This is a genomic window from Jatrophihabitans lederbergiae, assembly GCF_031845305.1.
Lineage (GTDB): Bacteria > Actinomycetota > Actinomycetes > Mycobacteriales > Jatrophihabitantaceae > Jatrophihabitans_A > Jatrophihabitans_A lederbergiae.
This window is the reverse complement of the sequence record NZ_JAVREH010000001.1, coordinates 141856-154341: the sequence shown is the minus strand read 5'-3', so window position 1 is coordinate 154341 and position 12486 is coordinate 141856. Positions and strand designations below refer to the sequence as shown.

The 12486-nt window shown below is 68.8% G+C and carries 15 protein-coding genes; 6 read left to right on the top strand and 9 right to left on the bottom strand.

What is annotated here, in order from left to right:
• Window positions 1–258: 258 nt before the first annotated feature.
• A complete protein-coding gene (rpmB, locus tag RM423_RS00710; RefSeq protein ID WP_311421066.1) occupies window positions 259–450 on the top strand; it encodes a 50S ribosomal protein L28 in 192 nt (63 codons plus the stop codon).
• A gap of 116 nt (window positions 451–566) precedes the next feature.
• On the opposite strand, the gene RM423_RS00705 is transcribed toward rpmB, so the two are convergent.
• Both RM423_RS00705 and RM423_RS00700 read right to left on the bottom strand, forming a co-directional pair.
• Entirely contained in the window at window positions 567–1652 is a 1086-nt protein-coding gene (locus RM423_RS00705; protein ID WP_311421065.1) for a branched-chain amino acid aminotransferase, read from the bottom strand.
• Window positions 1653–1683: 31 nt separating this feature from the next.
• On the bottom strand, window positions 1684–2604 hold the full coding sequence (locus tag RM423_RS00700; protein ID WP_396327534.1) for a thiamine-phosphate kinase: 921 nt from the start codon (window positions 2602–2604) through the stop codon (window positions 1684–1686).
• 153 nt (window positions 2605–2757) lie between these two features.
• Between RM423_RS00700 and RM423_RS00695 the strand changes: the two genes are divergently transcribed.
• Both RM423_RS00695 and RM423_RS00690 read left to right on the top strand, forming a co-directional pair.
• Entirely contained in the window at window positions 2758–3000 is a 243-nt protein-coding gene (locus tag RM423_RS00695; RefSeq protein ID WP_311421064.1) for an Lrp/AsnC family transcriptional regulator, read from the top strand.
• Between the two features lie 77 nt (window positions 3001–3077).
• The gene (locus tag RM423_RS00690) at window positions 3078–3635 is read left to right on the top strand and encodes a DUF3515 domain-containing protein (RefSeq protein WP_311421063.1); all 558 of its coding nucleotides are present in this window, start codon (window positions 3078–3080) and stop codon (window positions 3633–3635) included.
• A gap of 95 nt (window positions 3636–3730) precedes the next feature.
• Here RM423_RS00690 and RM423_RS00685 read toward each other — a convergent pair whose 3' ends face one another.
• Genes RM423_RS00685 through RM423_RS00675 form a run of 3 tightly spaced genes read right to left on the bottom strand, consistent with a single transcriptional unit; the run spans window position 3731 to window position 6553 of the window.
• Window positions 3731–4801: a D-alanine--D-alanine ligase family protein gene (locus RM423_RS00685; RefSeq protein WP_311421062.1), complete on the bottom strand. Its 1071-nt coding sequence runs from the start codon at window positions 4799–4801 to the stop codon at window positions 3731–3733.
• 22 nt (window positions 4802–4823) lie between these two features.
• A complete protein-coding gene (locus tag RM423_RS00680; protein ID WP_311421061.1) occupies window positions 4824–5819 on the bottom strand; it encodes an NAD(P)H-dependent glycerol-3-phosphate dehydrogenase in 996 nt (331 codons plus the stop codon).
• Window positions 5816–6553 carry a lysophospholipid acyltransferase family protein gene (locus tag RM423_RS00675; protein ID WP_311421060.1) on the bottom strand — a complete coding sequence of 246 codons (738 nt, stop codon included), beginning with the start codon at window positions 6551–6553 and terminating at the stop codon, window positions 5816–5818. Before RM423_RS00675 ends, RM423_RS00680 begins: the two co-directional genes overlap by 4 nt.
• An 82-nt stretch (window positions 6554–6635) precedes the next feature.
• Between RM423_RS00675 and cofC the strand changes: the two genes are divergently transcribed.
• A complete protein-coding gene (gene cofC / locus RM423_RS00670; protein ID WP_311421059.1) occupies window positions 6636–7262 on the top strand; it encodes a 2-phospho-L-lactate guanylyltransferase in 627 nt (208 codons plus the stop codon).
• An 83-nt stretch (window positions 7263–7345) separates the two neighbouring features.
• Here the strand turns inward: cofC and RM423_RS00665 are convergent, their stop codons facing one another.
• Window positions 7346–8995, bottom strand: a complete 1650-nt coding sequence (locus RM423_RS00665; protein WP_311421058.1) for a glycosyltransferase family 87 protein — start codon at window positions 8993–8995, stop codon at window positions 7346–7348.
• Here RM423_RS00665 and RM423_RS00660 point away from each other — a divergent pair.
• Together RM423_RS00660 and RM423_RS00655 are read left to right on the top strand one after the other, a co-directional pair.
• Window positions 8976–10112, top strand: a complete 1137-nt coding sequence (locus RM423_RS00660; RefSeq protein ID WP_311421057.1) for a molybdopterin-dependent oxidoreductase — start codon at window positions 8976–8978, stop codon at window positions 10110–10112. The genes RM423_RS00665 and RM423_RS00660 overlap by 20 nt on opposite strands.
• Window positions 10112–10555, top strand: coding sequence for a hypothetical protein (locus tag RM423_RS00655; RefSeq protein ID WP_311421056.1), 444 nt, complete (start codon window positions 10112–10114; stop codon window positions 10553–10555). Before RM423_RS00660 ends, RM423_RS00655 begins: the two co-directional genes overlap by 1 nt.
• Here the strand turns inward: RM423_RS00655 and RM423_RS00650 are convergent.
• Genes RM423_RS00650 through RM423_RS00640 form a run of 3 tightly spaced genes read right to left on the bottom strand, consistent with a single transcriptional unit; the run spans window position 10495 to window position 12475 of the window.
• The gene (locus RM423_RS00650) at window positions 10495–11175 is read right to left on the bottom strand and encodes a class I SAM-dependent methyltransferase (protein WP_311421055.1); all 681 of its coding nucleotides are present in this window, start codon (window positions 11173–11175) and stop codon (window positions 10495–10497) included. The two genes, RM423_RS00655 and RM423_RS00650, sit on opposite strands and share 61 nt — an antisense overlap.
• Window positions 11172–11834: a TIGR04282 family arsenosugar biosynthesis glycosyltransferase gene (locus tag RM423_RS00645; RefSeq protein ID WP_311421054.1), complete on the bottom strand. Its 663-nt coding sequence runs from the start codon at window positions 11832–11834 to the stop codon at window positions 11172–11174. The genes RM423_RS00650 and RM423_RS00645 overlap by 4 nt, the downstream gene beginning before the upstream one ends.
• A complete protein-coding gene (locus tag RM423_RS00640; RefSeq protein WP_396327543.1) occupies window positions 11831–12475 on the bottom strand; it encodes a glycosyltransferase family 2 protein in 645 nt (214 codons plus the stop codon). The genes RM423_RS00645 and RM423_RS00640 overlap by 4 nt, the downstream gene beginning before the upstream one ends.
• Window positions 12476–12486: the final 11 nt, after the last annotated feature.

Here is a 12486-nt window from a genome sequence, read left to right as displayed (position 1 = left end):
ATTCTTGGCCTCGGGCACCACATCGTTGAACTCGGGCACCATATCGTTGGCCTCGGGCACCCTGGAGTAGCGAAGGCGCGAGCAGCGCCGCTCGCGCCACCCTACGTGCGCCGCGCTCCGGCGGTCCGGTTTTGTGGGCCCACCGCCTGCTGGCTACACTTGGCCGGTTGCCCGGTTCAGGTTGGGCGCAACCCGAACGTAGTCACAGCACCACCAGCATCGAATCATCAGCACTCGACTATTTCTGAGGAGGCCATTGTGGCCAGCCACTGCGATGTCTGCGGCAAGGGGCCCGGCTTCGGCATGTCCGTCTCGCACTCACACCGTCGGACCCACCGTCGTTGGAACCCGAACGTGCAGACGGTCCGCGCCCTCGTCGCCCCGGGCACCCGTCGCCGGGTCACCGTGTGTACCTCATGCCTGAAGGCGGGCAAGGTCACCCGCGCCTAGTCGCGGGTTCCACCCAGCGCTAAGACGAAAGGCCGGCTTCTTCTCGGAGAAGCCGGCCTTTCGTCTGTCACGGCATCGCACGGCTCACAGCCAGCAGCTCAGACGCGAGCGCTGGATCAGCCGACCCGGCGGAGCCAGCCGCGGCTGTCGGGAACCCGGCCGTACTGGAGGTCGAGAATGTGCTCGCGAACCGCGAGCGTGATCTTGCCCGGCTGGCGGTCGCCGACGACGGCCTCGTACCCGTCGCCCTTGAACCCGACGATCGGCGTGATGACCGCGGCGGTGCCCACGGCGAAGACCTCGGTGATGGAGCCGTCCCGGCAGCCGGCGCGCAGCTCGTCGATGGACACCCGGCGCTCGACCGGGGTCAGCCCGTGCTCGGTGACCAGCTGCAGGACGCTGCCCCGGGTCACGCCTTCCAGGATCGTGCCCAGGCCCGGCGTGATCAGCTCGCCGTCCGAGGTGATCAGGCAGAGGTTCATCGTGCCGGACTCCTCCAACCACCGGTGCTCGGCGCCGTCGAGGTACAGCACCTGGTCACAGCCGTGTTCCTGGGCCTCGAGCTGGGCAACCAGCCCGCCGGCGTAGTTGCCGCCGGTCTTGGCCGCCCCCATCCCGCCGACCGCGGCGCGGGTGTAGGTGTTGCTGACCCACAACGTCACGCCCGTCACGCCGGAGCTGAAGTACGGGCCCGCGGGGCTGGCGACCACCGAGTACGTGACGTGCGCCGCCGGACGAACGCCGAGGAACGGCTCCGAGGCGAACATGAACGGACGCAGGTACAGGCTCTGCTCACCGCCGTACGCCGGCACCCACGCCTCGTCGGCCTTGACCAGCTCTTCGACGCTCTGGACAAACGCCTCTTCGGGCAGCTCGGGCAGGGCCAGCCGGGTGGCCGAGCGGGCGAACCGCCGGGCGTTCAGCTCGGGGCGGAACAGCCACACGCTGTCATCGGCGTGCCGGTAGGCCTTGAGCCCCTCGAAGATCTCTTGGGCGTAGTGCAGGACGGCCGCGCTCGGGTGCAGCGAGAACGGCTGCAGCGGACCGACCCGGCTGTTATGCCAGCCGGCGGCCGGCGTCCATCCGGCCGAGGCCATGTGGTCGGTGAAGTAGCGGCCGAAGCCGGGGTCGGCCAGGATCGCCGCACGTTCCTCGTCCGACAGTGGTGTGGTGGTCTGCTCAAACGGAAAGCCGAGAGTCATGGGCGCCATTCTAGGGTCATCGAGATGGGGCTCAGCGGAAGTGTTCGTGGCCGCCCTCACCCCAGCGCAGCCCGTCGACCCGCACGCCGGAACCCTCGTTGACCATGCCGATGACCTGCCATGCCGACGGCAGCCGGACAGCATTGGGAAAGGTCGCCACCAGGGCGTAGTCGTCGCCGCCACCTAGTACCCAGGCGAGGGGATCGGCGTTCAGCGCGGACGACACGTCCCGCAGCTTCGGCGACGGGGCGAGGGCGTCCTTGCGGAGGTCGATCCGCACGCCGCTGGCCGCCGCGATGTTGCCCAGATCCGCGACGAGGCCGTCGGAGACGTCGGTCATGGCGGTGGCGCCGAGCTCCGCGGCGCGGACGCCCTCGGCGTACGGCGGCTCGGGCCGGCGGTGGGCGTTGACGACCTGGACCGGCGAGCGGAAGCCGCGGGAGAGCACCGCGTAGCCGGCAGCGGCCCAGCCCAGGCGCCCCGTCACCGCGACGATGTCGCCGGGCCGGGCCCCGGACAGCCGCACCGGCTCGCGGCCCTGCAGGTCGCCCAGGGCAGTGACGGACAGCACGATGAGGTCCGCGGCGCTGACATCGCCACCGACCACCGCGGCGCCGACCTCGGCGCTCTCTTCAGCGAAGCCCGCGACCAGCCCGTCGATCCAGGTCAGCTCCAGCTCGCCCGGCGCGGCGAGACCGACCAGGAGGGACGTCGGCTGCGCCCCCATCGCCACGATGTCGGCGAAGTTGCGAGCCGCTGCCTTGTGCCCCACGTCGTTGGCCGTGGACCAGTCCCGCCGGAAGTGCCGGTTCTCCAGCAGCAGGTCCGTCGAGGCGACGACACGCCCGTCCGGGCAGGCGATCACCGCGGCGTCGTCACCGGGACCCACCACGGTGGAGTCGACGGGCCGCAGCGCGGCGGTGATGCGCGCGATGAGGCCGAACTCCCCCACGTCAGCGATCGTTCTCGGCTCAGAAATGGATCCCGCCTCCAGTCGGTGCAGTGGTCCCCGTGGGGAAGATCCTCACACAGGCCTGTTCCGGGCTTGCGATAGGTTCGGTACCCGCACTCAGGACGAACGCAACGACGAAGGAAAGGACGCCCCGTGCCCACTACGGTGAACGCCTACATTCTCATCCAGACCGAGGTGGGCCGAGCGGCCTCAGTGGCGCAAGAGATCGCCGAACTGCCGGGCGTGACCATGGCCGAGGATGTCACCGGCCCGTACGACGTGATCGTGCGGGCCGAGGCCGCGAGCGTCGACGAGCTCGGCCGGCTGGTGGTGGCCAAGATCCAGGGGGTTACCGGCATCACCCGGACGCTCACCTGCCCGGTCGTGCACCTCTGACAGCGAAGCCACCCACCGACGACACCCTTTCCGACCCGTCAGGACCCGTCATCGACAGGACGCAACGCCGAGCGGCCGTGATCGCCACCGCGATCGCGGTGCCGGTCACGATCGTGGTCGCGTTCGTGCTCACCGCCGGTCACTCGACCGGGGACCGTTCGGGCAGTGCCGGCACATCGCCTTCGGCCGGCGGGCCGCTGGCCGCCGTCACGGTCGCCGCTCCGCCCTCGCCCGCGGCGAGCGTCCAGGCGGCGTGCGTGAAGGTGTTCGCCGCGCTTCCGGTGCAGTTGGGCAACCTCGTGCCCCGACGTACCGAAACCGACTCTGCCTTCGTGGCGGCGTGGGGAAACCCGGCGATCGTGGTCCGCTGCGGAGTCACCAAGCCGGCCATCTTCGGAACCGTGGCCGCGGCGCAACCGGTCGACGTGAACAACGTGATCTGGCAACCCGACCCGCAGAAGACCCGGACGGTCTACACGGCGGTCGACCGCGGTGTCTACATCGACGTGACGGTGCCGGCCGGAGCGGACCAGCCGCTTCCGCTGCTGGCTCCGGCGGTGTCGACGCTGCCGCAGGTGTGCACCGCGACCGACGCCGCCGGACATACCGGGGCTCAACTGCCGATCTGCCGCTGAGCTGTCGGCCCAGCGCCGTCAAGCCGGGCGAGCGCCGTCAAGCCGGGCGAGCGCCGTCAAGCCGGGCGAGCGCTGTCAGGGCCGGGCCAGCGCTGTCAGGGCCGGGCCAGCGCGGTGGCGACCAGGCGGTCGATCAGCTCGGGATAGGGAACGCCGGACTCCGCCCACATCTTCGGGTACATCGAGATCGGCGTGAAGCCAGGCATCGTATTGACCTCGTTCACGATGAGGGTGCCGGCCGCGGTGACGAAGAAATCCACCCTCGCCAGGCCCGAGCACTCCAGAGCCGTGAAAATCCGGCAGGCGGCATCCTGGATGGCGCGCACCATCCGCTCGCCGACGTCCGCCGGGATGTCGAAGTCGGTGGCATCGTCGAGGTACTTGGCCTCGAAGCTGTACCAGTCGACGTCCGGCCGCAACCGGATCTCGGCCGGCAGCGAGGCCGACACCGTCCCGTCGGCGTCCTGCAGCACGCCGCACTCGATCTCACGCCCGGTCACTGCCGCCTCGATGAGCACCTTGGAATCGTGTTCCAGGGCCAGGTCGACGGCCTCGGCGAGGTCCGCGTACGAGCGCACCTTGCTGATGCCGACGCTGGAGCCACCGCGCGCGGGCTTGACGAACACCGGCAGGCCGAGCCGCTCGATGTCGGCGGCCAGCACCGGGTCCCCGCGCCGCAGCACCACGTACTCGCCCACCTCGAGGCCGGCCGCCTCGAGAACGACCTTGGTGAACAGCTTGTCCATCGCCACCGCGCTGGCCAGCACGCCCGGGCCGACGTAGGGGATGCCGGCCATCTCCAACATGCCCTGGATGGTGCCGTCCTCGCCGTAGGCGCCGTGCAGCACCGGGAACACCACGTCGACGGTGTCCAGCAGCGCCAGCGCGGAGCTGTCGGCGAACACCGCGGCCTCGGAGGTTCCGGGACGCAGCACGATCCCGGTGCCCTCGGAGTGCACCTCGGGCAGCTCGCTGCCGGCAATCTGGAGCTGACGCGGATCGGCGTCGGTGCGCACCCAGGCGCCCTTGCGGGTGATGCCGAGGGTGAGGACCTCGTACTTGGCCGGATCAAGCGCCGCCAGCACGCTGCCCGCGCTGAGGACGGAGATGGGGTGCTCGCTGCTACGGCCGCCGTAGACGACGCCGATCCGAATCCGTTCCGCCATGAAACCCGAGGCTAGTCGATGCTCACTCACTCTTCGTGGAGCGGCTCATCAGCAATCGCGCGGCGTCGACCGGCCCGATCACGCCCCGGCACACCGACTCCATGACTCGGGTGATCGGCACGTCCACGCCGTGCCGCTCCGCGAGGTCGAGCACCGACCGGCAGGACTTCACGCCCTCGGCGACCTGGCCGTGGGTCGCGGCCTGCGCCTGTTCCAGCGACTCCCCCTTGCCCAGCCGCTCACCGAAGCTGCGGTTGCGCGACAGCGGGGAGGCGCAGGTGGCGACCAGATCGCCCAGGCCCGCCAGGCCGGCGAAGGTCATCGGGTCAGCGCCGAGCGCCAGGCCCAGCCGCGAGGTCTCGGCCAGGCCGCGGGTGATCAGCGAGGCGGTGGTGTTGTTGCCGAACCCCATTCCGGCGGCCATGCCGCAGGCCAGCGCGATGACGTTCTTCACCGCGCCGCCGAGCTCGGTGCCGACCACGTCGATGTTCGTGTACGGCCGGAAGTACGGTGCGGTGCAGGCCCGCTGGACCTGGGCGCCGCGGTCGACATCGGCGCAGGCCACCACCGTGGCGGTGGGCTGCTCGAGCGCGATCTCGCGGGCGAGGTTTGGTCCTGACACCACCGCCACCCGGTCCGGGCCCGCGCCGGCGACCTCGCTGATCACCTCGCTCATCCGCTTGGCCGTCCCCAGTTCGATGCCCTTCATCAGGCTGACCAGGGTGGCGTCGGGAGGTAGCAGCTTCGTCCACCCGCGCAGGTTCTCGCGCAGCGTCTGTGACGGGATCACCAGCACCACGAGGTCAGCCCCGTCCAGGGCCTCGGCGGCGTCGCTGGTCGCCCGCAACCCCGAAGGCAGCCGGACGCCGCTGAGATAATCCGGGTTGGCGTGCCGCCGGGTGATCGTCTCGGCGAGCTCGGAGCGGCGCGCCCACATGACCGTCTCGGTGCCGGAGTCCACCAGCACCTTGGCGAACGTGGTTCCCCAGGAGCCGGAACCGAGTACCGCCGCCTTCATCGAGGCCGCTCCGGCCGGTCGGTGCGGTGGACGTGGAACGCCTCGGGCGCGGCCTCGCCCCGGACGAACGCGACCTGGTCCCGAACGGCCCGCATGATCCGGTCCGTCATCGCCTCGAGAACCTCCGCCGTCGGCTCGGCGCCGGCGAAGTCCGACAGGTCGACCGGCTTGCCCGCCGAGATGGTGATGCGGGTACGGGGAAGCGGACGGAATCGCCGGTGGTAGACGTCCAGGAATGCCTGCGCACCCCACTGGCCGACCGGTACCACCGGAACGTCCGGAGCCAGCAGGGCCAGCCGGGCAACGCCGGTCTTGCCGCGCATCGGCCAGAAGCCAGGATCGCGGGTGACCGTGCCCTCGGGGTAGATCAGCACGAGTTCGCCTCGGCCGAGCGCGTCGACGGCGCCCCGCAGTGACTGGGCGGCGTCGGCGGCGCCACGGTGGACCGGAATCTGCCCCGCGCCGGTCATGATGCGGCCCAGCGGGAAGGGCAGCTCGAACAGGCTCGACTTGGCGAGATAGCGCGGGATCCGGCCGGCGTCCCACACGAACCGGCCGAAGATCAGCGGATCGGCATAGGAGACATGGTTGACGGCGACGATGGCCGGCCCGTGGTCGGGGATGTGCTCCAGACCGTGCCACCGGCGCCGGAAGAGCAGGCTGGTCAGCGGAAACACGACCGCCACCGCGAACCCCATGTAGGGGCCGACCTTCTCCGGGAAACGTCGGATCACCGGGTCCCCTTCAGCACTTATGGGCGTGCGGCGCTGTCGCGCCGGATGATGCGAGTGTGCCATTCGTGGCAGCATCGGGGGCGTGCAGTGGCGAGTGCTGGTCCCGATCAAGGAAGCGGCATCGGCCAAGACCAGGCTCAAAGGGGCGACGAGGCGCCTCGGCGACCACGCCGAGCTCGTGCGCGCGATCCAGCTCGACACCCTGTCGGCAGCGCTGGGCGCGGCCGAATCGCCACTCGTCGGCGGGGTGTTCGTGGTGACGACCCAGTCCCGCACCCACTTCGCCGCCGGCATCGAGGTGCTTCACGATCCCGGGGGTGACCTGAACGCCGCGCTCACCGCCGGCGCGCACGAGCTGAACCAGCGCTTCCCAGACGACGGTGTGGTGGCAATGGTCGCCGATCTGCCGTCGCTTCGCGGCGAGGACCTGCTCGCGGTGCTCGCCGACGCTCCGCTCGCCGGACGCGCGTTCGTGCGCGATGCCGATGGCACCGGCACCACATTGCTGACAGCTGCCGGCCTCGGCCTGCAGCCGCTGTTCGGGGTCGGCTCGGCGCAGCGGCACGCGCTCTCGGGTGCGGTAGAACTGCTCGCCACGCCAAGCGTTCGAGCAGACGTCGACTCCGCAGCCGACCTCCGGCGGTGCCTGTCCCTGGGCGTCGGCCCGGCAACCGGGCGGATGGCGGCCAGTCTCGCCACCCCCGCCTGACTCCAAGCCCCGACCGGCCCGGCAACACCCGAGATCGATCTCGCGCGGCCAGGCATGCCCACCGCAACCGGTCGCTGGACAGGTCACTGCGGGTGGTTGGTCACGGAACCCGCCTCCACCGGCGGGGAAGCGCCGGTCGCAACAACACCGTGCAAGGCGTTGCTCACTTTTCGGCGTTGCCGCAATCCCGTGCCAACCAGCGCAGCCAGCAGACCCAAGCCGTAGCAGCACGTCCTCAACAACGTCGGATGGCTCACGTGGTTGGCGCCGAGCATCCCGATGGTCGGGGCTATGCACAACACCAGCCACTCGATCCGTCCTGACATCGAGACCAGTGCCAGCAGGAGAAGCGCATACCAACTGTAGGACGGCGTGCTGATCAGCAGCGTCAACCCGACAAGCCATACAGCTTGTCGCTCGGGACGTCGCGGATCGGACCCGCGTGCTGCGAGGGCCGCGCCGGCGAGCAGGATGAGCGCCGCTGCGACCGTCAGAATGCCGCGCGGCAGAACGGCATTCAGCAGCAGGAACCGACCGCCGTTGGTGTAGTCCTCGTCCTTGAGATAACCGGGCAGGTAGCCGAGAACGTCCAGGCCGACGGCCAGCACATGCGGCAGGTAGCTCACCACGACGACACCTATGGCGGCCGCGGCCACTCGCCACCCGTTCCCAGCGACCGCGCCCTTCCGGCCGAGCAACGCCGGCAGCAACACTGCGGGATACAGCTTGGTGGCGATCGCCGCGCCCACCAGGCCGCCCGCCCAGCTGGATTTGCCTGCCCGGGCCGACACAACGGCGGCGACGCACAACAGAACCGCGACGCCGTCGATGTGAGCGTTGTTGCCGAGCTCGAAAACAGTAACCGGACACCAGGCCCAGAGCGCTACCGTCCAGGCAGGCATGCGATTGCGCGAGGCCTGACGCGCCAGCAGCAGCGAGACCCCGATCGCGGACAGGGCCGCCAGCACCTGCAGAGGCCGGGCGCCGTCGCTCGCTTCACCGCTGGCAAGCCGGGCAGCAATGAAGACGCCCTCGGCGATGGGTGGATAAATCGTGTGGACCGCGGGCCGGTTCACCTTGCTGCAGACGCCACCTCCCAACGGCCAGGCACAATCGGTTCCCGGATAAAACAGCGGCCGCTCACGCAATTTCGCCAGGTCGGCGGAGTCAGGCGCGAATCGGTACGGATCGATGCCGGCCAGCTGGACCTTTGCGTCCCACACGTAGCGGTTGAAGTCATCGCTGGACGTCGGCGGCGCCGAAACGGCGAGGCATTGCAGCGCGATACCGACGCCGATGATCAGCATCAAGGCTGTCTTGGAACTGATCCTGGCCCACACCAGCGCGGGGAGCGAGATCAGGAATGGGACCAGCGCGAGCAATTCCAGGAGAAAGACGTTGCCGTGCAGATCGCCGTTCAGCCCCAATCCCACCAGGGCCATCTCGGCGGTGAAGGCGGCAACCAGGAGGACCCTGGCGGAAGCGGTTGTTGCCTGCACACCCGACAGCGTGACATCTCGCGGCTGGAGAGTGCGAATGCGGAGTGGTTGACTGGCCGATGTTCCTTGCAACGTAAGAAGTATCGCTCCGATCCAGGTGGAGACTGACTGAGTGAATCCGACCAGCAGTCCATCCAGGATGCCGTCATTGGTCCATGTCCTAAGCCGTTTGGCGACAACAGAGCCACCCTTCTGGCCGCACTTGCGCTCAACGTTGCGCAGCACTGCCGTCACCGCGCGGATCGGCCGGCTGCTCGGTATCGCCTTCACGCTGTGCTTCGTCACGGGCTTGTTGAGCCATTACCAGTACACGCAGTGGGCCTGGCTGCCCGAGCCCGCGACGCCGTCCTGGGGCTATCGACTGACCCAGGGCATCCACGTGGTCACCGGCATCGCGGCCATTCCGCTGCTGCTGCTCAAGCTGTGGTCGGTTTACCACAGGTTCTGGGCATGGCCCGCGGTCCGCTCGGTCGTGCATGGACTGGAACGGCTGTCGATCGGCGTCCTGGTCGCGACTTCAGTGCTGCAACTGGTGACCGGGTTGATGAACGTCCTGCAGTGGTATGCCTGGCCGTGGGGCTTCATTGGCGTGCACTACTGGCTTTCCTGGATCATCATCGGGTCCCTGGTGCTGCACATCGCGGTCAAGCTGCCACTCATCCGTGAGGGCCTGTCCACGCCGATGTGGCGCCGATCCGACAGCTCTTCGATCAACTCTGGGGTACCAGAACCCGCCCAGCCGGCTCACATCGAGCACGTCGAGGACGGCGGGATCAGCCGACGCGGCATGCTGGCAGCCGCCGGGGCCGGAGTTGGCCTGGTGGCGATAACAACAGTCGGACAGGTGATTCCGGTGCTCGAACCGGTCGCGCTGCTCGCGCCTCGCAGACCGTCGAGCGGTCCGCAGAACCTGCCGGTCAACAAGACCGCCCTTGCGGCCGGGGTGCTCACCGCCGCACGTTCGCCGCAATACCGGCTCGCCGTCACCGGTCCGCGCGGATTCACGCTCACATTGGCCGAGCTCGAGGCGCTTGATGCCTTCGAGGCCACGCTGCCGATCGCCTGTGTCGAGGGCTGGAGCCGGTCCGCGCGCTGGCGGGGACCTCGACTGCTCGACCTGGTTGTCCGAGCGGGCGGTTCGAAGGCCTCGAGAGTCACCGTCGGCTCGATGGAGAACGGGGCGTACGGCAGCTCTCATCTCAGCGACGGCCAGCTCGAGCACGCTCTGCTTGCCACCCATCTCAACGGCGAGCGCTTGAACATAGACCACGGTTATCCCCTGCGTTTGATCGCGCCCGACCGGGCCGGGGTGCTGCAGACCAAGTGGCTCAACCGAATCATGGTGCGATGATGAAGGATCGGATTCTGCGAGGCGCCCTGGGCGCCCTGGGCGCCGCCGTCGTGGTTTACGGCGGCCTTCGGCTGTGGCAACAGCAACGTGCGGCCCTACCTGGACTGGCCAAGTGGTTGCTCGGCTCGGTGCTGGTCCACGACGTCGTCCTCGCACCGCTCGTCCTGGGCATCGGATGGGTGACCAACCGTCACGTGCCCGCTCGGTTCCGCCCGTTCCTGCAGGGCGGACTGATCTGCGCGGCCTCGGTGCTGTCGGTGGCAGTGTTCCTGATCTGGCGCCAGCACAAGTATGGGGCGAAATCCCTGACTCTGCTGCAGCGGAACTATCTTCTCGACACCGCCATCCTGATGCTGGTCATCGCGGCAAGCACGGTGGCTGCCTACGGGCTGTCCACTGCTCGCACCAGGCGTACGAAGGCCCTGCCCCCCGCTGACCATTGACCCGCGGCCGCGAGGCCGAGTCGGCGTGCGCGGCTGATCAAGGATGCCTCGTCCACCACGGACCAGTCGAAGACCGGGCCGACGACTGAGTTCCCCACAGCGAATCTGACGGATAGCACCTCGTCGGTAGGCGTGGGGGCCGCTGAATCACAGCTCACCTCGACGATCAACTGGCCGGTGTCCGACATCAGCTCAGTGAGCCGGTCCAAGAGCCGGTCGACGTCTCCACCGATGCCGATGTTGCCGTCCAGCACGAGCACTGTCGGCCACCGGCCCTCTCCCGGCACTCGCTGAAAGACGCTTCTGGTGAGCGCTGAGCCACCGCGGTCGGTGGTGAGTTCGACGGCGACATCAGCGACGTCGACGCCGAGGACCGCCATGCCGGCCGACGCGAAGGCGTACACGATGCGACCTGGTCCGCAGCCGACATCCAGCACCGGCGGCACGCAACGTTGGAGCACCGTGGCATCGACCTCATCGGCATCAGCGAGGTAACGCCGGATATCCAATTGCACAACCCGTCCGTCTCCGGCAACCAGTTCGAGGTCCTGTTGGGACAGCAGTGCCTGCGCATACGGGCCGCGTGCCTGCGCATTCCAACCGCCGTCATCTGCAGTCACCGCAGTCGACCTGCGCCGATCGACCGCTCAACCCGCAACTCACGCCAACGCGCAGCGAATCTCGTGTACGGACTGAGGGCTGCCACCTGGTCGGCTGAGGCGGCGGTGTCGACATCGGTGAGGACGGGCAGAAGCTGCACCTGCATGCCGGCCGAGCGCATCCGGTCCAACTGGATGGCGCCGGTGGCGGGCTCAGACATCGGCACACCGCTGATAACTGCCCTGGCCGCACGGGGATCGGCAAAACCGATGGCCCAGTATCCGCCGTCGGATGCCAGCCCCAGACATCCGTCGTAGGTCATGTAGTCGAATCCGAGATCGGCCGGGCGCAGTTGCGGGGTGTCCATGCCGACCAGCAGTGCAGGCCCAGCTGCCAGCCGATCGAATCCACTGGCCAACCGCTCATCGAGCAACCCGCAAGACTGCGCCTGGATCCGCCACGAACCGGGCGTCCAGGACGGCGGGCTGCCATCGAGTATCAGCACCCGGTGCAAGGCGTCCACGGCGGCGAGCGCGTCCAGGGTGTCTTGCAGCGCGCACTCGGCCAGGGACGCGGCTGCGACCGCGCTCACGCCCGGAGAGATGAGGCGGGTCTTGGCCTTGCCCGCCAGCGGTTCCTTCGCTATCACCGCGATGCTTGTGAGCCGGCAGTCGCTCATCGAGCCAGCACCGCCGACATGTCTTGCACGGCGCGCAGTGTTCCCGACACCGTGCCGGTCACCTTGGAACGGCCGGCACGCGGCCGGTAGGCAATGTCGCATTCGGTGATCTTCCAGCCGGCTCGTGCCGCCAGTACCACGGTCTCCAGCGGATATCCGCTGCGCCGGTCGATCGGTCCAAGCCCGAGCAGGCAGACCCGGCGAGCGACCCTCAGCGGGCCGATATCGTGCAGCTGCGCGCCGGTCGTTCGACGCAACCACCACGAGAGCCCCGTGTTCGCGAGCCTGGCGTGCAGCGGCCAGGCGCCGGCACTCACAGGCCGCCGCCTGCCGACCACAAGGTCAGAGGCGCCTGACGAGACCAGCTCTGCGAATGCAGGCACCACCGCCGGGTCAACGGAGCCATCACAGTCGCAAAAGCCGACGAGTTCGGCGTCGCTTGCCAGTAACCCGGCATGACACGCCGCTCCGTAGCCCCGTTGCTCGCAGGAGATGACCCGTGCACCGAGTGCGACAGCGACCTCCGCGCTTCCATCGGCGCTGCCGTTGTCGACAACGATGGCACGAACGCCGGCAGGAAGGCGCTTCATGATCCACGGCAACGCCAGCGCCTCGTCGAGACACGGCAAAATAAGGTCGATCATGCTGTGAC

Coding starts and splice junctions, on each gene's coding strand:
- RM423_RS00705 (WP_311421065.1), bottom strand. CDS start 1,652: ATGACTCTCGGCTTTCCGTTTGAGCAGACCACCACACCACTGTCGGAC.
- RM423_RS00685 (WP_311421062.1), bottom strand. CDS start 4,801: ATGGCGGAACGGATTCGGATCGGCGTCGTCTACGGCGGCCGTAGCAGC.
- RM423_RS00680 (WP_311421061.1), bottom strand. CDS start 5,819: ATGAAGGCGGCGGTACTCGGTTCCGGCTCCTGGGGAACCACGTTCGCC.
- RM423_RS00655 (WP_311421056.1), top strand. CDS start 10,112: ATGAAGGATCGGATTCTGCGAGGCGCCCTGGGCGCCCTGGGCGCCGCC.
- RM423_RS00645 (WP_311421054.1), bottom strand. CDS start 11,834: ATGAGCGACTGCCGGCTCACAAGCATCGCGGTGATAGCGAAGGAACCG.